This is a genomic window from Shewanella sp. 0m-6 (assembly GCF_052977325.1).
In genome coordinates this window covers 54,196-74,192 of record NZ_JBRIMD010000021.1, presented here as the reverse complement: position 1 = coordinate 74,192, position 19,997 = coordinate 54,196, and the positions used below count along the sequence as shown (strand labels likewise).

Annotated in this window: 19 protein-coding genes; 8 read left to right on the top strand and 11 right to left on the bottom strand. The window is 43.5% G+C overall.

Going from position 1 to position 19,997, the window contains the following annotated elements:
- Positions 1-49: 49 nt before the first annotated feature.
- Positions 50-301, top strand: a complete 252-nt coding sequence (locus tag ACVBJC_RS15370; protein ID WP_447161680.1) for a hypothetical protein — start codon at positions 50-52, stop codon at positions 299-301.
- 157 nt (positions 302-458) lie between these two features.
- Here the strand turns inward: ACVBJC_RS15370 and ACVBJC_RS15365 are convergent, their stop codons facing one another.
- Both ACVBJC_RS15365 and ACVBJC_RS15360 read right to left on the bottom strand, forming a co-directional pair.
- Positions 459-1,763: an NAD(P)/FAD-dependent oxidoreductase gene (locus tag ACVBJC_RS15365; RefSeq protein ID WP_447161681.1), complete on the bottom strand. Its 1,305-nt coding sequence runs from the start codon at positions 1,761-1,763 to the stop codon at positions 459-461.
- 43 nt (positions 1,764-1,806) lie between these two features.
- The gene (locus ACVBJC_RS15360; protein WP_447161682.1) at positions 1,807-2,847 is read right to left on the bottom strand and encodes a proline racemase family protein; all 1,041 of its coding nucleotides are present in this window, start codon (positions 2,845-2,847) and stop codon (positions 1,807-1,809) included.
- 177 nt (positions 2,848-3,024) lie between these two features.
- On the opposite strand from ACVBJC_RS15360, the gene dapA reads away from it, so the two are divergent.
- The 5 genes from dapA (at position 3,025) to ACVBJC_RS15335 (ending at position 8,588) form a co-directional block, all read left to right on the top strand.
- Positions 3,025-3,939, top strand: a complete 915-nt coding sequence (gene dapA / locus ACVBJC_RS15355; RefSeq protein ID WP_447161683.1) for a 4-hydroxy-tetrahydrodipicolinate synthase — start codon at positions 3,025-3,027, stop codon at positions 3,937-3,939.
- Positions 3,940-4,035: 96 nt separating this feature from the next.
- On the top strand, positions 4,036-5,037 hold the full coding sequence (locus ACVBJC_RS15350; protein WP_447161684.1) for a 4-hydroxyproline epimerase: 1,002 nt from the start codon (positions 4,036-4,038) through the stop codon (positions 5,035-5,037).
- Positions 5,038-5,079: 42 nt separating this feature from the next.
- Positions 5,080-6,645, top strand: a complete 1,566-nt coding sequence (locus ACVBJC_RS15345) for an aldehyde dehydrogenase (NADP(+)) (protein WP_447161685.1) — start codon at positions 5,080-5,082, stop codon at positions 6,643-6,645.
- Positions 6,646-6,754: 109 nt separating this feature from the next.
- Entirely contained in the window at positions 6,755-7,426 is a 672-nt protein-coding gene (locus ACVBJC_RS15340) for a GntR family transcriptional regulator (protein ID WP_447161686.1), read from the top strand.
- Positions 7,427-7,523: 97 nt separating this feature from the next.
- Positions 7,524-8,588 (top strand): beta-ketoacyl-ACP synthase 3, encoded by a 1,065-nt coding sequence (locus ACVBJC_RS15335; RefSeq protein ID WP_447161687.1) that lies wholly within the window; start codon positions 7,524-7,526, stop codon positions 8,586-8,588.
- Positions 8,589-8,689: 101 nt separating this feature from the next.
- Here ACVBJC_RS15335 and ACVBJC_RS15330 read toward each other — a convergent pair whose 3' ends face one another.
- The gene (locus tag ACVBJC_RS15330) at positions 8,690-9,268 is read right to left on the bottom strand and encodes a lecithin retinol acyltransferase family protein (protein ID WP_447161688.1); all 579 of its coding nucleotides are present in this window, start codon (positions 9,266-9,268) and stop codon (positions 8,690-8,692) included.
- Positions 9,269-9,593: 325 nt separating this feature from the next.
- Here ACVBJC_RS15330 and ACVBJC_RS15325 point away from each other — a divergent pair, with 325 nt between their 5' ends.
- Positions 9,594-10,127 carry a heme NO-binding domain-containing protein gene (locus ACVBJC_RS15325; protein WP_447161689.1) on the top strand — a complete coding sequence of 178 codons (534 nt, stop codon included), beginning with the start codon at positions 9,594-9,596 and terminating at the stop codon, positions 10,125-10,127.
- Between the two features lie 10 nt (positions 10,128-10,137).
- Positions 10,138-11,901 carry a hybrid sensor histidine kinase/response regulator gene (locus ACVBJC_RS15320; RefSeq protein ID WP_447161690.1) on the top strand — a complete coding sequence of 588 codons (1,764 nt, stop codon included), beginning with the start codon at positions 10,138-10,140 and terminating at the stop codon, positions 11,899-11,901.
- A 145-nt stretch (positions 11,902-12,046) separates the two neighbouring features.
- Here ACVBJC_RS15320 and ACVBJC_RS15315 read toward each other — a convergent pair whose 3' ends face one another.
- The 8 genes from ACVBJC_RS15315 to ACVBJC_RS15280 all read right to left on the bottom strand — a co-directional run bounded on the left by ACVBJC_RS15315 (position 12,047) and on the right by ACVBJC_RS15280 (position 19,907).
- The gene (locus ACVBJC_RS15315; RefSeq protein WP_447161691.1) at positions 12,047-12,724 is read right to left on the bottom strand and encodes an exonuclease domain-containing protein; all 678 of its coding nucleotides are present in this window, start codon (positions 12,722-12,724) and stop codon (positions 12,047-12,049) included.
- Positions 12,725-12,761: 37 nt separating this feature from the next.
- Positions 12,762-14,609, bottom strand: coding sequence for a DUF294 nucleotidyltransferase-like domain-containing protein (locus ACVBJC_RS15310; RefSeq protein WP_447161692.1), 1,848 nt, complete (start codon positions 14,607-14,609; stop codon positions 12,762-12,764).
- Positions 14,610-14,750: 141 nt separating this feature from the next.
- Positions 14,751-16,469 carry a sodium:solute symporter family protein gene (locus ACVBJC_RS15305; RefSeq protein ID WP_447161693.1) on the bottom strand — a complete coding sequence of 573 codons (1,719 nt, stop codon included), beginning with the start codon at positions 16,467-16,469 and terminating at the stop codon, positions 14,751-14,753.
- 39 nt (positions 16,470-16,508) lie between these two features.
- Positions 16,509-16,775, bottom strand: coding sequence for a DUF4212 domain-containing protein (locus ACVBJC_RS15300; RefSeq protein ID WP_012277650.1), 267 nt, complete (start codon positions 16,773-16,775; stop codon positions 16,509-16,511).
- Positions 16,776-17,129: 354 nt separating this feature from the next.
- Positions 17,130-17,351: a DUF5675 family protein gene (locus tag ACVBJC_RS15295; RefSeq protein ID WP_447161694.1), complete on the bottom strand. Its 222-nt coding sequence runs from the start codon at positions 17,349-17,351 to the stop codon at positions 17,130-17,132.
- A 524-nt stretch (positions 17,352-17,875) separates the two neighbouring features.
- Positions 17,876-18,286 (bottom strand): hypothetical protein, encoded by a 411-nt coding sequence (locus tag ACVBJC_RS15290; RefSeq protein WP_447161695.1) that lies wholly within the window; start codon positions 18,284-18,286, stop codon positions 17,876-17,878.
- 134 nt (positions 18,287-18,420) lie between these two features.
- On the bottom strand, positions 18,421-19,314 hold the full coding sequence (locus tag ACVBJC_RS15285) for a PP2C family protein-serine/threonine phosphatase (protein ID WP_447161696.1): 894 nt from the start codon (positions 19,312-19,314) through the stop codon (positions 18,421-18,423).
- A gap of 185 nt (positions 19,315-19,499) precedes the next feature.
- Positions 19,500-19,907 (bottom strand): GNAT family N-acetyltransferase, encoded by a 408-nt coding sequence (locus tag ACVBJC_RS15280; protein WP_447161697.1) that lies wholly within the window; start codon positions 19,905-19,907, stop codon positions 19,500-19,502.
- Between the last annotated feature and the right edge of the window lie 90 nt (positions 19,908-19,997).

The following is a 19,997-nucleotide window of genomic DNA, read 5'->3' as shown; positions in this document are numbered from 1 at the left end:
CTAGGTTAATCATATCAATACCCTAAGAAGCTTATGCATAAGGATGACCATGGAGAACACAGAAAGCATGGAGAACCTGGATAACTTGGAAATCGAAAACTCCCAAGCAATCTTGCTCAAAATTACAAAAGTCGTCGAAACTGAGTGTCATCAAGATGCCTGCGCACTACTCGAGGAGGGATTTGTGTTACTGGGTATAAATAGCAATGTATTTGAAGACAGTGAAAATCGCTTTGTTTACTCGCTGGGGTTTCCAAAACCCTTAGACAAACTCAGTGATTGGGCTAGCGCAAACTTTTAAGAGCCCAATCATTTGTCACCTAAGCGAGTCTATAGTCGGGTAAGCTATAAAATTCACCTAAAGCGAATTGTAAATAGAGTAAGCTTCTACTCCATTTACAATCGCTGACGCCGACATTTAAATAATCAGCCTGTATTCTGGTTGAAAGTAATCAAGACTAGTTAAACCTATCAATCCTATAGGGGCTTAAGTCGATATTAGCTTGCAGACCTAGTACTTCTTGAGTTAACAGTTTTGCTGTTAGCGCCGACCATGTAAGCCCTAAATGTTGATGCCCAAAAGAGAAAAATACATTCGCTTGTTTTTGACTCCGCCCGAGCACAGGCAAGCTATCGGGCATCGACGGTCTAAAGCCCATCCAACGCTCGCCGTCACTGACGGAAGCATCAGCAAAAAGCTCAGGCAACAAGGCTTTACCATGAGGGAACAAACAATCGGCTCTAGCATTAACTAAGGGGGCTTTTAAACCACCAAACTCCACCGTACCCGCTAAGCGAGTGCCGTCAATCATAGGGGTGATAATAAATTTGCGATTATATGAAGCGACGGGACGAGACAGGCTGCTTTTTTGCGGCATCATCAAATGATACCCACGCTCGGTTTCCAGCGGCACAGAATAACCTAATTGTTTTGCAAAAGGCTTAGACCAAGCACCCGAGGCTATAACCAAGCGATCAGTCTGTTCGCTATTACCTGAGCCTAGCTCAAGCTGAATACTTGAACTGGTTCTAGCCGTGTTTATCTTAACAACCTCTTCAGTAATAAGCTGACCACCTAAGGCTTTAAACTTTGTCTCGAACGCTTGGCATAAACGATACGGATCGCCAGTGTGGCCTACATGAGTAAAATATAAGCCATGGGTAATATTGTTACTCAGTGAAGGCTCAAGCGCCCTAACTTGCTCCCCATTAAGCAATTGAACCTCGACGCCAGCATCAGCGTAAGCGCGGAACTCCTTTTGAACGACCTCTATTGCTGTACCTTCAAATACCAATAAACTCCCGTTCAAAACCAATAGGTCTTCGCAGCCACAAAATGCAGCGAGTGACTTCATTGCCGCGATAGAATCTTGATTCAGCGCCTTGATTGCACGGCTGTTTTTCGCTCTACGCGATGGCAACATATTGTGTAAGAAGCGCATAAACCAGGGTAATGCTTTAAAAAAATATTGCGGCTGAATGCGAAATGGTCCTAAAGGATCCAATAGCATACCCGGCAGCTTTGGTAACATTGCAGGATCCGCTAAAGGAAATACTTGCTCAGTCGCAAAGTGACCCGCATTACCTTTAGAAGCTCCGGCTCCGGCGCCCTCTTTGTCGATAACAGTGACATTAAACCCTTCTCGTTGTAGCTCAATCGCTGCCGATAGCCCCACAATCCCTGCGCCAACAATGGTGAGTTTACCGGCATGACTTTGGCTTAAGCCTTGGCTTTGAACCTGACTCTGACTCGTGGCGTTCATATATATTTCTCCAATCTCATTCCCCACTTGATTAACCACTAGGCTAGCGCAAGATAAAACCATCTTGAAATACATCATCAGGATCAATAAAGAACTGATGCTTTCCAGTAATGTACGAACGGCCTGATACTTCTGGGATCACCGCCGTTTTACCATGAAACGTTGATTTAGCGGAGGCACTAACAATCATTCTGCCATCAACAATACTCTCAATCATCAGTGGAGTATTTAGCTCAACCTCGCCTTTGGCATATAACAAGGCAATACGCCCCGCAACGCCAGTCCCCGTTGGTGAACGGTCTACTTCCCCGTCAGCAAAAATACACACATGGCGAGAATGCGCCTCTGGGTTTGTCACCTTTTTAGAGGTGAAGATGGTGCCATAAAGAAAACTTAAGTCTTCTTCTAATGGATGCACTAACGGGTGAGTCGCCATAACGGCATGCTTTATCCGGCGGCCAATATCAATCAACTGCGGTGCATTATCCTGACCACAACTTATTCCGTGCTCGTCAGCATCAACATAAGCATAGTAAGCCCCGCCAAAACCAATATCGTATTTAACCTCGCCAAAACCTTCGACATTCACACTGCAATCTAACGCATCCGCCCAAGAATCTACATTTTTAAAGCTAGCGTGAATTTTTCCCGCTTGGTCACGATAAGCTTTTGCTGTAATCAGGCCTGCTGGCGCATCGATTTTAATAATGCGAGGAGAATCCGTTAATTGTATTGTGCCGGTTTGGCACATCACCTTAACCAAGGCCAAAATCCCATGACCACACATGCTGCTATAGCCTTCGTTATGCAAAAATAGTACGCCAAAATCGGCATCTGCAGTCACAGGCTCTGTAATCAGCGCCCCATACATATCGGCATGCCCGCGTGGCTCGTGCATCAGTAATTTACGGTAGGTATCCAAATTTTTTTGCACGTATTGGCGCTTTGCTAAAATGGTCTCACCTTTAATCTCTGGATAACCCGAGATCACGATCCTTAACGGCTCGCCTTCTGTGTGTGCATCTATAGTGACAAAATCTTTAAAATTGCTCGCTAATTCAGAGCTTATTGTGATCGACTGCATATTTTTATTGCTCCATCGTTAATACTTGGATATTGTATACAATAATTCCTGCGGTTTTAGTATCATTTATTTAGATACATTCTCTAAACAAAAGGGTTTCAATTTAAATACATGCGTATACAATATACCAATCTGCACCTAACTCCAAACGCTACACCGCAGTAATAAAGGCTTAATATGAAAGTGAATTGGCAAGGTGTTTTTCCAGCAATCTCAACACAGTTTAATGAAGATGGTTCAATTAACTACGAATCGAATTCTCGTATGTTAGAAGACCTAATAAGAGATGGTATTAACGGAATTATTGCTTTAGGCACGATCGGTGAAAATGCCTCTTTGACCCCTGAAGAAAAGCGCGAATTCATCAAGCACACAGTTGAAACCGTAAATGGCCGTATTCTTGTACTATCTGGTTGTACTGAAAATACTGCTGAAGCTGCATCTCTTTATGCACAAGATGTAGAGAAGCTTGGCGTTGACGGTCTTATGCTTCTACCTGCAATGGTTTATCGTGGTACCAACCGTGAAGTAGTCACTCATTATCAAACTGTTGCTCGTTCAACTAACCTACCAATCATGATCTACAACAACCCTGTAAGTTACGGTGTAGATATCAACCTAGAAATGACAGCGATTCTTGCAGAAGAAGAAAACATCGTGGCGATTAAAGAATCAACAACAGACACTCGCCGTCTAACTGAACTGCAATCTCGTTTCGGTGATCGTTTCAACATCTTATGTGGCGTTGATGATATCGCTCTTGAAAGCCTTTTCCTTGGCGCAACAGGCTGGATTTCTGGTCTAACTAACGTATTCCCGCGTGAGTCAGTAACCCTTTTTAAGCTAGCTCGCGCTGGTCGTATTGAAGAGGCGCGTGAAATCTACCGCTGGTTTATGCCACTACTGCGTTTGGACACTATCCCGACGCTAGTTCAATGTATCAAGTTTGCAGAGCAAATCGTTGGCCGGGGTAACGAAAATGTACGTCTACCTCGCCTAACACTTATCGGTGAAGAGCGTGCATACGTTGAGCAGGTTATTGCTCAAGCACTTGAGACTCGCATCGATTTAAACAAGTACAACATCGACTAATTGAAAGTTTGATGTTTATATAGCCAGCCGTTTAATGCAAATTAAAAGACTGGCTTTAATCACTTTATCAATAACGATAACAATGGAGTGTTTTACATGCTAAAAGGCACGTTTTTTTGTGTTGATGCTCATACCTGTGGCAACCCAGTCAGATTAGTAACAAGCGGACACCCTCACCTGCTTGGCGACACCATGAGTGATAAACGCCAACACTTTCTTCGAGAGTATGACTGGATCCGTAAAGCCTTGATGTTTGAGCCACGTGGCCACGATATGATGTCAGGCGCCTTTCTTTATCCTCCCTGTTCTGACAATGCTGATGCTTCAATCCTATTTATCGAAACCAGTGGCTGCTTACCTATGTGCGGCCACGGCACAATCGGCACCATCACCGCCGCCATTGAGTCTGGTCTATTAACCGCAAAGACGCCTGGTCAACTGATTATTGATGTGCCCGCTGGACAGATAAAAATCGATTATCAACAAACTGGCGAAAAAGTGGACTGGGTAAAGATTTATAATGTCGCCGCCTATTTAGCTCATCAAGACCAAATTTTAGATATCCCAGGACTGGGTACACTTAAGGTCGATGTGTCCTACGGCGGTAATTATTACGTTATCGTCGACCCACAAACAAACTTCCCTGGGCTGCGCCACTGGAGCGCCGGTGACATTTTAAAGTGGAGCCCAATCGTACGTAAAGTCGCGCAAGAGCAACTCACTTGTATTCATCCAGACGACCCTACTGTAAGCGGCATAAGCCATGTGCTTTGGACAGGCGATACCATCAGTGATGGTTCAGATGGCGCCAATGCTGTTTTTTATGGTGATAAAGCTATCGACCGTTCGCCTTGTGGTACCGGCACCAGTGCACGTCTTGCACAACTTTATACCAAAGGTTTATTAAACGTGGGAGATGAATACACCCACGAAAGTATTATCGGCAGTCAATTTGTCGGTCGAATCGAAGCTGCAACATCAGTAGGCGAACATAAAGCGATTATGCCAAGCATCAAAGGTTGGGCACGAATAATCGGTCAAAATGCCATCACGGTTGATGACAGCGACCCGTACGCGTTTGGCTTCCAAGTCATCTAACCGCACGAATTTCTTAATGAGCTTTAAAACTCAGGAGTAAACATGACAGATTTAAACAAAGTTAACATCTCTGGCCAGCATTTTGTAAACGGTGCCTGGACTAACGAAGCCACTGAATTTAACAGTACCAATCCCGTCACCAATGAAGCACTTGCGTGGCGCTTTGCTAACGCAAACAAAAGCATCGTAGAAAGTGCAACAACTGCGGCTAAGCAAGCATTTGCTCAATACCGCAGCCTAGCGCCGACGCGCCGCGCTGAGTTTTTAGAAGCCATTGCCGATGAAATTCAAGCCGATATCGCAGCGATTACAGAGACAGCTCATTTAGAAACAGGTTTACCAATGGCTCGCCTTCAGGGCGAAACTGGCCGTACTTGTGGCCAATTACGACTATTTGCGGGCAACCTAAGAAACCCTATCGATAGCCGCTATGTCGATTTAGCTAACCCAGAAAGACAGCCACTGCCTAAGCCCGATACTAGACTTACCACCTTGCCTCTTGGCCCGGTAGCAGTATTTGGCGCATCGAACTTTCCGCTAGCGTTCTCAACCGCCGGTGGCGATACTGCATCGGCGCTTGCAGCAGGTTGTACCATTGTCGTTAAAGGCCATCCCGCTCACGCTGCAACCAGTGAATTGGTTAGCCGTGCAATCGAGCGTGCTGCAGTTAAATGTGACATGCCAAACGGTGTATTTAACTTAGTACAAGGCGTTGCACCAGAAGTGTCAACGCAACTGGTCACCTCGCCAGCGATCAAAGCTGTTGGCTTTACAGGTTCACTCAAAGTCGGTCGAATTTTATCGGATCTTTGTGCTGCGCGCCCTGAGCCAATACCATTTTATGGCGAGCTAGGTTCAACTAACCCACAGTTTATTTTGGCTAATATTTTAGAAGAACAAGCTGAAAGCCTGGCTTCGACTCAAGTGCAGTCAATGCTTATGGGCCACGGCCAGTTTTGTACTAGCCCAGGCGTCATTGTGGCAGTTAAAGGTGAGGCGTTAAATCGCTATAAAGCGACGCTAGCACAAGATGTTGCTTCACAAAGCGCTGCGAGCATGCTGACTGCTGGTATTGCTAGCGCATACCAATCACAGATTGAAGCGTTGCTAGCCAACCCTAAAGTTGAACTAATTGCTCAAGGTGAGTCTTCACCTGCAAATCACTTTACACGCCCTACGGCGTTAAAAGTGACTGCAACTGACTTTCTTGCATCAAACGCTATTCAACAGGAAGTATTTGGCCCATGTGCAGTGCTGGTTGAATGTGACGATAGCGCACAAATGCAAGACATCGCTGAGCAGCTTGAAGGTCAACTTACTGCATCTGTACACGGCTTAGCGACTGAATTTGCAGAGAATAAAACTTTGATTGAAGCGATTACCTTTAATGTTGGCCGCCTAATATTCAATCAAATGCCTACGGGTGTAGAGGTTTGTCACTCAATGAACCATGGTGGCCCTTATCCTGCTAGCACAGATAGCCGTACAACCTCTGTAGGTTCAGCGGCTATGGCGCGTTTTGAACGACCAATATGTTATCAAAATATGCCAGAAAGCTTGTTGCCGACCCGCGTCATTGCAGGTGAAAAAGGCGTCATCACTTTTTAAATATGTCAAAAATATGAAAGGGAAACCATCGGTTCCCCTTTCATTATAATGGCAATAGCGGTAACCTAGGACGGATCAACTTGTATTAATAACAAAAAAATCGGGAACTATGAGCAGAACAACACCTATCGTCCATAAAACTCGCACACAAATTGTGGTCGAGGTGCTTAGGGAAAAAATCCTTTCCGGTGAAATCGCGGCAGGCAAACCCTTACGTCAAAGCGCCTTAGCAGATGAATTGAATGTTAGCCGAATTCCGGTAAGAGAAGCCTTGTTGCAACTTGAAGCCGAAGGCTTAGTTAAGTTTGAAGCCCATAAAGGGGCTACAGCAACATTGCTTTCTGCAGAACATGTCACCGAACTTTTTGATTTACGAGCACTGATTGAAGGCGACTTACTTGCTAAGTCAATACCGAATTTAAGTGAAGAAGATCTCAACCAAGCCGAAAGTATTCTGCAAGAAATGGACGCGGCTTTCCAAGATGAAGAGCAAATTGAAAATTGGAGTGGTCTAAACTCACAATTCCATACTAGTCTCTACAGTGCGGCAAATCGTCCACACACTCTTGAAGTGGTTCAAGGATTAAATACTAACTGTGACCGTTACGTTCGATTACAGCTATTTTTAGCAAGCGGTGTACCTAAAGCTCAACAAGATCACCGTGAGTTACTTGAGTTTTGTAAGAAGAAAGATATCGAAAAAGCTGTCCAACTATTACGCGCTCATATCCTACACGCTGCCGAAGCGATCCGCGTATTAGTTAGCCAACAAGAGGGCTAGCTCACTGTTGGTTAGCAATTTTATTGCTAAGCTTCACTTATACAGATCCCATAAGGCAGAGCTCAGGTTCTGCCTTTTAAGTTAAGAGAATACCTAGATGCAGTACGCTACTATTACAGGTTGGGGAAAGTGTGTTCCGCCTGCAACCCTAACAAATCATGATCTTGCAACATTTATCGAAACCTCAGATGAGTGGATTAAGCCGCGCACTGGGATCAGCCAAAGACATATAAGTCACGTTAACACCTCTGAACTGGCCTCTGTTGCCGCTAAACGAGCACTCGCCGCAGCGGGTATCGATGGTAGTGAACTAGATATGATTATTCTAGCCACTGCAACACCAGACACTCTGATCCCAAATATCGCTTCAACAGTGCAAGCTGATGTCGGCGCTACTTGCGCAGCTTTTGACATCAACGCTGCATGTAGTGGCTTTTTGTATGGCTTAGGTCTAGCTAGCTCACAGATCAAAAGTGGCCAGTGTAAGAAGGTCTTAGTGATTGGTGCAGAGCGCTTATCTTTCTTCCTTGACTGGTCTCGTCGTGATACCGCTGTATTATTTGGTGATGGCGCAGGTGCAGTTGTAGTTGAAGCCACAGATGAAGCTATTGGTGTTTTAGGCTACGAGCTTAATAACGATCCAGATGGTCGCGATATCCTTAAAGCAGGCTTCGGCACTGCAATGGATAGATTTGAAGCCTCTTCTTTAGATTTCTATATCGAGTTTAATGGTCAAGAGATCTTTAAGCGCGCGATTGCCGGTATGGGTAAGCTAAGCGCTAAAGTTATCGAAAAATGTGGTATCGATAAAGAAGAGATCGACTGGGTTATTCCTCATCAGGCCAACGAGCGTATTATTGATACGTTAATTAACCGTATGAAGATCCCGAAAGAAAAAGCGATTGTGAATATTGCTAACTACGGTAATACATCTGCTGCGACGATTCCAATTGCTATTTGTGATGCGCTAGAGCAAGGCAAGATCCAGCCTAACCAAACCATTTTGTCTTGTGCATTTGGCGCTGGCCTAACATCTGCTGCGGCATTAATTAAGTGGGGTGATAGAGTCACACCAATTAATACTAGCGACGCAGAGTTACCACCTTGCGATAAAACAGGTATCGAGCTTGTTGCAAAAGCGGTAAAACATTTCTGCGGATAAAGCATTTTCAATGCTAAAACGGTGAGTTAAAAACTGACTCTCGCAAACATAAAAACACCGATTTATATCGGTGTTTTTTTATATCAGATTTAAAGCGGATTTTACAATTTCAGCTCATCCCAATAGACAGCTTCAGAAAAGTAACGACCAATCTGATTATTTAGTTTACCAAAGCTCGATAAAGCCCGCTCCTCGCCACTTAAACAATGCCATACAAAGCGGTGGCAATTATTATCAAACAAATCATACTCTCGATAACTAAAGATGGACTGCTTCGCTCTTCGCAGCACCTCAGTGCCAATCAACGGCTGGTGCAAGTGATTACAGGCCTGATAGATACGACTGCCACTGCGCCCCGCCAAAAAACGTTGGGTTGAGACCGCCCGCACTAAACCACTGCCGTGTAGTTCTACCAGCGTATTATCACCTAGCCAAATTCCAGTATGCTCGATCACACCAAACACAAAACAACAAACTATCGCCCCAGGCATAGGTTCGACTTTTTTAGCCCCAGTCTTCCAAAGGCTCGGTGCCAGTATGGCAGACTGACCACTAACATGTTTAGCACTTGCCTGGCCTTGCTGCCGCTTTAGTGCAATCGTCTTTTGCTTTTCTCGCTCTTCAGCCACAATTGCCGCGCCCACTGCAGCAGCGCCTAACCATATTAGCGGTAATGCCATTTATTCTTCCTGTTAATGAGTCTCGCTGAGCGAACACATCTTTATACTGATGGGTATAACTATAGATAATCTAGCCAACTGCCGACTATGGGTGAACATAAAAAATGTAACTAAAGACGATACATACTTAAGCTCGGTGCTATATCCTGTTTCCTAGGCACATAACTGGCTGTAAAAAGGCACGCACTCACAAGAGAGAAGCTGGAGCTTAAGATGATGACCGTCTAACACAAATAAAAAAGCTCTATACAAAGTCATCTAAGGCATTGAATGCTTGCCGTTAATACACTACTTTAAATAGTGTGGAACCGATAAGGAGCAGCACATGAAAGGGATTATTTTTTCCGAGTTTATTGAGCTTGTTGAGAACACTTTTGGCTTAGAGATCTGCCAACAGATGTTAGATGAAAACAACAATGATGGCGTTTATACCAGTGTGGGGACCTATGATCACAAAGACTTAGTTAATCTGATCATCACCTTAAGTAAACTTACCGGGATCTCAGCGGAAGACTTACAACAGATTTATGGTAAAGCGATTTTCAAAATATTGTATAACAGCATGCCCGGGCTTGAAGGCCAATCGGCATCAACGTTTGAATTTATAAAAAGCGTTGAAGAATATATACATATCGAAGTCAAAAAACTCTACCCCAACTCGAACCCTCCTAGCTTTACCTTTATCAGCTCAACACAGAGCCAATTAATCATGGACTATGTATCTGCACGTTGTATGGCCCATGTTTGCTTTGGCCTTATCCAAGGCTGCGCCGACCACTTTAATGAAAACATTGATATCAAAATGGAACCGATTGTCGCTGATCAATCTGAAGTCCGCTTCACCATGACCTGTATTTAATTTGAGGGTCATGTCTATTATGCCAAATGATGAAATAAACGAGTTAAGCAAAAGAGTTGAACTGCTGACCAGGAAAATAGAACGGGAAAAAGCAGCCAAAAAGCTTGCAGAAAAGCTATTGGAAGAAAAAAGTCGTGAGCTCTATATCGCCAAGCAAAGAGTCGAAGACTCACTGATCAACATAAAGGAAAAGTCGGAGCAGGATATCGCTCTACTGCACTTTAAAACCTATTTAGAATCAATCCTTCTGGACTTTAATCAACTATTTTTACAAAAACCGATCTCAAATATTTTGCTGCAACGCTTACTCGACGATCTGATTGGGGTTGATGAGATAAAATCCTGTAAAATAAGATTTAAATCCATAAATGATGAGCTAAAATTCGACTCTTTTTATGCTGGTGATAAAGGGCTTATCAACACCGATAACCACGCCTTATCACCGCTTATCTGGACAGATGATTACCGTCAGATAAAAATCATTATTAACGCTGAAGAAATGATACTAGGTAGCTTGACCTTAGTATTAGACTCCCCTCGGTCTTGGCAACACACCATCGAAAAGCAGCTACTGCTTTTTTGTGACATGATCAGCGCCGCTCATAAACGACAAGAGCTGCTGGCTAAAACCATCAAAGAAAAGCAGCGAGCTGAACTCTCTGAGCAGTCGACAAGAGACTTCGTTGCCATGATAAACCATGAACTCAGAACCCCACTCAATGGTCTATTAGGCTCAGCAGAGCTTATGAGTGACACTGAGTTAACGCCGCATCAGCATCAATTGCTTGGCACTATGCACCAATCCGGTGAGTTATTACGGGTGATCATTAACGACCTACTCGATCTCAGTAAAATGAATGCGGGTATGTTGCAGATAGTAGAAGTTGATTTTTCACCTAAAAAACTCTGCCAGATGGTCTACGATATTTTCAAAATCAGAGCTGAAGAGTCCACTCTAGAGTTTGCGTTTGAGTATCACACAGATATACCTGAAACCTTAGTCGGCGACCCTGACAGAATTAAACAAATACTGGTCAACCTAATTGGTAACTCCATCAAGTTTACTCAACAAGGGAAAATTACGGTTAAAATCCAATGGCAGCAAGATGAGTTCTGTTTTTCGGTAGCCGATACGGGTTGCGGGATCCCCCAAGATAAACTTGATACCTTGTTCGACCCATTCACCCAGGTCAATAACTCCAGTAATCGTGCCTATGAAGGCACTGGATTAGGACTCGCAATCTGCAAATATTTAATCGGTGAAATGGGCGGGAAAATCAAATTAGACTCCCAGTTAGGCCATGGCACTCAATTTGATATCAGCTTGCCATTAAAGCGATCCGATGCGGTAATAGAGGCGGTGACGCCAACCGCAACCGATGTTCAAATCGATAGCATCACAGTACTCGTGGTAGAAGATAGCTCTGTGAACCAAATGCTGATTGAGATGATTTTAGCCAAATATAACATCAAGCCAGCTATCGCCAAAAATGGCTTAGAAGCGATAAGCTATCTAGAGCAGCACCAGGTAGACATCGTATTTATGGATTGTCGTATGCCTGTGGTCGATGGATTTGAAGCCACGAAAAGGCTTAGACTAAAAGGTTACCAAAAGCCGATCATTGCGCTAACGGCAAGTACCACCTCAATTGAAACACAGCAATGTTTCCAATGTGGCATGAATGAAATTATAAGTAAGCCCTACCAAAAAGAAGATATTTACCAAGTTCTTATCAAGTGGGGAAAGAAAATAAAGCGCCTTAGTCCCAACTAACCGAACGCCCCCAGAATTAACGATATTAATTTAGGTAAAGCCAATTAACACAACTAAGCTAACTGAAGCTGACTTAGTTAAGACGAGCTTAGCTAAAGCTAGTTTTAGATAACCACAAACTAAGCATCACTTTATTAGCCGATACTTAAGTTAATAGATCATGCAGGCTCAGTTCATCATTACCCGCGATACCTGCCATCTGAGCTAAGAGTAACTCTGCGCAAGATAACGCATCAACCGCTGCATTATGGGCTGCGTAAACAGGCAGACCATAACGCTTTCGACAAGCATCAAGTCTTAATGTGCCCTCTTTAATCACATCATGCTGCCTTAGTAAACGTTTCTTCTCAACAGCCATGGTGTCAATCGCGACAAATTGTACGCTCTGGCCGTAACAACGTTGCAGTGCGGCTTTTAAAAAGCACAGATCTAAAGGTGCATGGTGAGCCACTAATACATGCCCCTGGGTCTGAGCCAAAAACCACGCCATCGCTTGCTTAACACTGACAGCTTGCGCCAGTTGACTGTCAACGATGCCATGAATAACGGCACTGTCACCTACGCTCCCTTCGATACTCACCAAAAGATGCTTAGATTTTGCGACTTGAAGCAAACCGTTTTCAATGGGAATAAGCCCAATACTCAAAATTTGGTCTAATTTGCTATCAAGTCCTGTCATCTCCAAATCAAACGCCATCAAGGGAACCTGAGGTAAAGGCATAGATAACTGCAGAGTTAACGCCCGATAATAGTCAGCTATCACCTCTTGTTTACTGAGCAATGTATTTAACTGTAACCGAGTTTTTAAATATAAGTTTCTCAAGATTTAGCCTTTTTATCGCGCCCTAAATATCGACTACCTAGTAACTTCGCATCATTTTAAGCTTGAGCCCAACCTGCCCATCGTGCACCACCTTAAATGCATCACGTAACTGGTGCCTCACTAAGGAAGATAGGTTTTGCGGCATTAAGTAATTAGTCACAGGCAGTGAATGCGTGTACTGATAGCCCTGATTAGACAAACGCATATGCGCAATAAACTCATGGGCGTCGGCAAGATTGAGTGCATCTTTGCGGTTAATGATATTTTGATCCATCAAGGCACGAATTCGCTTGGCGGTATTAACCTCTTTAATGCCAGCAGATAACGCATACACCCTTGCAATATCATTAATCAAGGCATTACCTTTATGTTTTAAATCAATCCCCTTCACTTCACTGCCATCGCGCTCTAAAACAAACTTTCTGAAGAAACCAAGCGGTGGCGCGCTCGTTAATGAGTTACCGGTCAAGCTCGCGAGAAAGATATCGTTACCTTTCGTATTATTAAGTACCGTGTCTTGCAAACCATCAAATAACGTCTTGGGACCATAAACTGAGCGCATATCAAAAAAAATACTCGCATGCATCAACGCCTTAGGCTCAGGTGTATTCACCCATCTGTTGAAGACGTGCTGCCACTTCTCGAGCGACATTCGCCACTTAGGGTTTTGCGCCATAATATCGCCAGGACAATAAATATAGCCACATTCGTCTAAACCTTTGCATACTGCATGAGACAGAGCATCAAAATAACCTTGTGCAGCTTCATCCGGCTCATGGGCAAGCAATAAGCCATTATCTTGATCTGAACATGCCGCTTGATCTTGTCGTCCCTGCGACCCAAAAGCCAACCAACAAAAGGCCATTGGTGCCTCGCCTAATATTTGTTGATTGAGCACAATCAAACGCCGCGTTAAAGCATCAGTTACCGAGGTCAACACTCGACCAATCTCCTCGGCTCTGGCATCGGCACTGATCAGGTTTTGCAGCAGTAATGGAATTTGTTTACTCACCTGAATTAAACTTTGCAGGTCTTTTTGCCGCTCAATTTCACCGATAAGCAACAGTGGTTGCGAACTTTGCCCCCGCAATATATCGGTACTGGTTACCACACCAGTTGCCACACCATGATCAACAACGGGAAGGTGATGAATATTGTGCTCACTCATCAACAGCATCGCCTCAAATACTAAAGAGTTAGACTCTATCGTCACTGGTGTGGTTGTCATCGCTTGATGCACAGGCAAGTGACCATCAAAGTTTTCCGCCAAGACCCGATTACGCAGATCTTTATCGGTTAAGATCCCGACTAATTTATGATTATCAATAACCAAAACCGACGACACACGTGAGTCCCGCATCAATCTGCTCGCCTCAGAGACTGTCGCTTTCATGTCTATCGTCAAAGGAGAGGTCGACATTAACGTAGTGACGCGACTAGTCGTCGTCAGCTCTTTAGCTTTAAACCGCCCTTGATGTCGCAGCCGTTTTGCAAAAGCTCGATTGAAAAAACGGTCAAACTCACGACTCTCTTTTCTCAAATAGTCAAACATCTGTGGAGGCAAGTGATAAACCAGACCATCTTCTAAAATCGCGACTCGGTTACTGGCTTCTTCACCCGATAGTAACGAAGGAAAACCAAAGTAGTCTCCTTCAGCTAGCCTATCGAGCAATTCACCATTTTTATCACGGACTTCAAACGCTCCACTGCGCACAATATAAAGCTGAAGGTGATTAGGATCTAACGGCACAAAAGCAGAGGCTTTACTGTAATAACCAATTGTTAAGGCATGGCAGCAGCGAGATAAGGCACCTTCATCTAACGAATCAAATGGGACTCTCTGTTGTAAAAACTGCATGATGGGCTGTAATTCGCTGGCATCCATTAAGTTATTCCCGCAAACAAACGATCATTTACTATATCGCGCTTTTCCTTATTAGCTCTATTCGACTAAAGGCCAGTGTTAGCCAATATAAAAAAGAGCGCCGAAGCGCTCTTTGTGTTTGTCTCACAATGGTCACATCAATTAGTGATCTTGTGCTTCTCCTGAGCCTTTAGGGAAACGAATTGACTCAACCATATCAACTACATCTTGTGGAACTGCTGAGGTTACTTTGCTGACGGCAAATGCCACACCAAAGTTAATCAGCATGCCTAATAGACCGATACCTTCTGGTGAAACACCAAATAACCAGTTGTCAGCAGTGTTAGCACTTGGGTTAATAAACTTGAAGTAAACAATATAAGACGCTGTAAACAATAGACCCGTAACCATACCTGAGATGGCACCTTCTTTATTCACTGTCTTAGAGAAAATCCCCATAATGATTGCCGGAAACAGTGACGATGCAGCCAGACCGAAAGCAATCGCGACCACCGCAGCCACAAACCCTGGTGGATTAATACCAAAGTAACCTGCCATCACAATACCTGCAGCAGCGGCAATACGTGCATACAACAACTCCTTCTTATCGGAGATATCCGGCATAAAGTTTTTCTTCAATAAGTCATGCGATACCGATGTAGAGATAACAAGCAATAATCCCGCAGAGGTAGATAGAGCTGCCGCTAGACCACCAGCAGCCACCAGTGCAATCACCCATGCTGGTAGGTTAGCTATTTCAGGTGTTGCAAGAACCATAATATCGCGGTCAATCTTCATCTCATTTTCAGGACCATTTGAGTAATAAAGAAGGCCGTTATCATCCTTATCTTCCCACTGAATTAATCCTGTCTTTTCCCAATTCTTAATCCATTCAGGTGCGTTTTCATAAGGTGTACCCGCCATTTCAGGACCATTAATGGTTTCAATCATGTTCACACGAGAGAACGCCGCAAGCGCAGGAATAGTGGTGTACATGATAGCAATAAAGACAAGTGCCCAACCCGCAGATACACGTGCATCTTTCACTCTAGGTACAGTGAAGAAACGCACAATAACATGGGGCAGACCCGCTGTACCGAACATCAATGCGCCAGTAATAAAGAACACATCAATCATGCTCTTAGAACCTTCAGTATATTGGGAAAAGCCAAGCTCTGTGGACAATCCATCGAGTTTATCAAGCAAGAACTCACCCGTGCCATTACCAGCGGCATCGACTAATTCAGCACCAAAACCAATTTGTGGAATAACATGACCTGTCATCATCACCGAAATGAAGATAGCTGGCACCATGAAAGCAAAAATAAGTACACAGTATTGTGCAACCTGCGTATAGGTAATCCCCTTCATGCCACCTAACACAGCATAAAAGAATACCACCGCCATACCGATATAAACCCCCGTATCAACTTCAACTTCAAGGAATCTGGAGAATACAACACCTACGCCACGCATTTGTCCGGCGATATAAGTAAAGCAGATGAAGATGGCGCACACGACTGCAACCGTACGCGCGGCTTGAGAATAATAACGATCACCAATAAAGTCAGGCACAGTAAACTTACCAAACTTGCGAAGGTATGGCGCCATACAAAGCGCTAATAGAACATAGCCGCCAGTCCAACCCATGAGGTATACCGAACCGTCGTAACCGACGAATGAAACAATACCCGCGAGTGAGATAAATGACGCTGCAGACATCCAATCGGCAGCGGTAGCCATTCCGTTCATTACAGGGTGAACACCACCGCCTGCAACATAAAATTCTTTGGTTGATCCGGCTCTAGACCAGATCGCGATTCCGATGTACAGGGCAAATGTAAACCCTACAATCAGATATGTTAGTGTTTGTACGTCCATCTCATGATTCCTTATTATATGGGTTAGGCTGGGTTAGAATTAGTCTTCATGTACATCATATTTTTTGTCTAATGCGTTCGCCTTAGCGACATAGACAAAAATAAGTGCCACAAACACATACATTGCACCCTGTTGTGCAAACCAGAACCCTAGCTTAAAGCCCATGAAATGGATCTCATTGAGCACATCTACTAATAAAATACCGCAGCCAAATGACACCGCAGCCCATATGGCCAGTAAACCAAGTACTAGACGCAAATTCTCGCGCCAATATCCCTCTGCCTTCTCATTGCTTTCAAAACTCATAGTGACTCCCATGTGCTGATTTTTATATTAAGTCATGAGTTAATCTAACAAGCACTGAGGGAACAACAATCGCGACCTTAGTCTAACGCTAACGGAAACCTTAGAGGCACAAACCAAAAAACAACTAATTAACAAGTAGTTACAAGTTGACGCCAACGTAACGATTGAGTGTTTTTCAAGCAAAACCTTAGACCAAGGTAGTAATCGAAAATAGCCAAAAATTGTAGCGCGCCGCGAAGTTTGGCAGAACGGTTCGGGTGGTTTGGCAAAAAAGCTGTACTTCTGTTGGTCGATAAGTTTGGCAAAAGTCGAGTCACAAGCTTTGGCTTAGAGTGATTAAGATAAAAATTTAGTTTAAAGCCAAGCAACTCCTCGACTAGGAAAGACGCCTAGTGTAAGGCCTATAATAGCGAGGCAGACTTCCTTGCTCGGTCTTTGATGACGGCTTATTTGATATGTGCCCGCTGGGATGCTGCTTTTACCCTGTTGGTTGTTTAACCAGGGGCATTCAGCGGTAACTGCAATAGTATTGCCACCAGCATCTTTGAGTTCGCCAAAGGTGCCGTGCGTTATCATCTTCAGCTACGCTATGCTTATCTATATATTTTCTACACTATACGCATATGCTTTCCCTTTGTATGGGTCAACTAATGCAACAGTCAAAACTTCATCAAGCTTTGCCAATGTAGAAACTACAACTTCTATCTCTTCTATGCTGCATGCCTTACACTCAATTACAGGGTAAGGGTAGGGATTAATATTACCTGCATTAGAATATGCTGAAAAATATAGTAAACATGACATCAGAACTAGTTTTACATACTCCTTTATTTAAGCCACATCAAATGTAACCACAAAATAACGCGTGCGAACAAAAAAACAACATGTCTCATACCTAGTGACTGATTACAAAACTACGTTAAACGGTCCTATTCTGGAAATGGATTTAAGAAGGTCAGACTAATAATATGCGAAAGCAACTACATACTTAAATTGCAAAGAGCTCGGTAACAAATTCAGTAAAGCGGCCAAGACTGATCAGGGAAAGATTGGGCAGTAAGGCGTATGACTGACCCAATTAAACTTAAGCCACAATAGCCTTATGCCTGCCCTAGAGCTTTTTTAGTAGGATGTTTTTTGAGGACTATGAATGATGCCATTAAATAACAAAGCTCTACGGGAATAAGCAACAGATAACCGGTCAATGTTAATAATTGGTCATTAACCATCTCAATGAACACGGCTTGAGCTAAAATTAACACTAAAAAATATAAAACGATCAGTTTACGATTGAATAAAAAAGTCACTAACCCGATAAACCACAGAAGCAGCATATAAAGTTCAATATCATTAGACCAAAAGCCATAGCTAACATAATCACCAGCCATAAATGATGGTCCCAAAGGCATTAAGACGCCATATACCGCGGTATTTCCAGCATTCGCACCAAGATTAAAACTTAAGAGAATCCAGATCCACAGTAACAACAACCGCTTCAAAAATAACTTCATGATTAACATTCACATCAAAGACAGCAGTGTTATTTACCCACTAGCAAGTACAAAACTGAAACTAGGCTCAATAAAAAGGCTAACCATTATAAATCAGTAAGATATTAATTAAGGTTAGCCTAGTCGACAGAGTTTTATACCTTGTCAACTGGTGCTATCGCACCGATAAATTGTATTTCCCCAAACGGGTCCCAAAGCTTAACCGTTCCAGGCGGTAAAGATGTTTGCTCTGGCTGCGCAAAAAGATTGAGCACGTCATTTACAATTAACACTGAGGTATTGTCATAGCCACCACACCACTTTGAAACTTGAATGAGTCTGTTACAAAGCTCGCAGGCCGGTAACTTCTGATTCAAAATTTGCTTAAAGGTATTCGCTTCAATGTAATGCGCGCCATCAGACGTCAAAATGAGCCGTTTTATATTACGGTACTTTGGCAAGCCCACTAATTGTGCTTTTAATTCAGGACCAACCCCGACATATTGCAACAAGCCTTTACTTAAATGTACCCCTGCCGCATCTGCATTTTGCCCTGCAAAAGTATCATCTTTAGAATACTGTTTAATACCGTGAGCAAAATTTGCGTATATACGGCTGTCACCCACATTTATAGCTTCAAATTGGCCATGACTATCGTAAATAAAAGCCGATAAGGTCGCGCCGCCGTTACTTTGAAAGAGTGAATAAACATCGGTGTTTGCATCTTCAACAGCCTTTATTAATCGCTCAGCCAAGGAACGCTGTCGATTCCTTATACAACTGCTTATAAATGAACCGATACTTAGGCTAGCACATTGTGCACCTGAGGCCATTCCCCCCATTCCATCACATAAAATCCCAATGATGAAAGAGTGAGTAGCAGATACTTGCACTTGTACGCATGCAACTCTATCTTGATTTTCTGGCCTAATATTGCCGATATCACAACCCATTGCGATTGAAGAATCGAACAAGTCTCTAACAGCTCCTCTTGCAACTGTCCGAGATAACCATAGCTGGATGTGTTCTTTTATAGCCTCTTGTTCCATAGCAGTTTCTTTGTTGCAAGCCCGTACTTAAGTCAATGGTGTCAATATAACGTAACAACCCGCTTTATGGTATGTCCCTCAAGTAAAACGCCCAAAAACAAATCACAGTAACACATCACTGCAACGAGTCAGGGCATGTTCAACATACGCGATGAGAAAGCGGCCTAGCCGTGTTTGTTATGCCGTTAATGCTCCGTTCCCGAGTATATCCACATAGGCTCAGTTTTACCCGCGCGCACAAAACCTAAGGTTTTATAAAAATCTATAGCCTCGCCGTCTGCCGTTAGCATTTGTTGATGCAAATGACCGTATATTGATTGGAACGCTGCCATCATTTTTCGCCCAATACCTTTCCCTTGATAATCCGGATGAACCAGCATGTGAGGATAATAAACTACTAAGTGGCCATCAGATATGGCATTTCCTAAACCGACTAATTTGCCATTAAACCTAGCGGTTACTAAAGAGTGAGAGTTTGTTAATGCAGCCATCAGTTCTACGGGTTTATCAGCAGAAGACCATCCATTCGCCTTATATAAATCGATAACTTCATCTTCATTTATATTCCTGTCGAGATTAACTTCAATGTTCATTCATACTCCATCATTGCCAAACAGTATTACGCCAAACAGTACTTTTGCGGTTTGAGGAAAGGATGTAGAGGTCTCTACATCCTTTCCTCA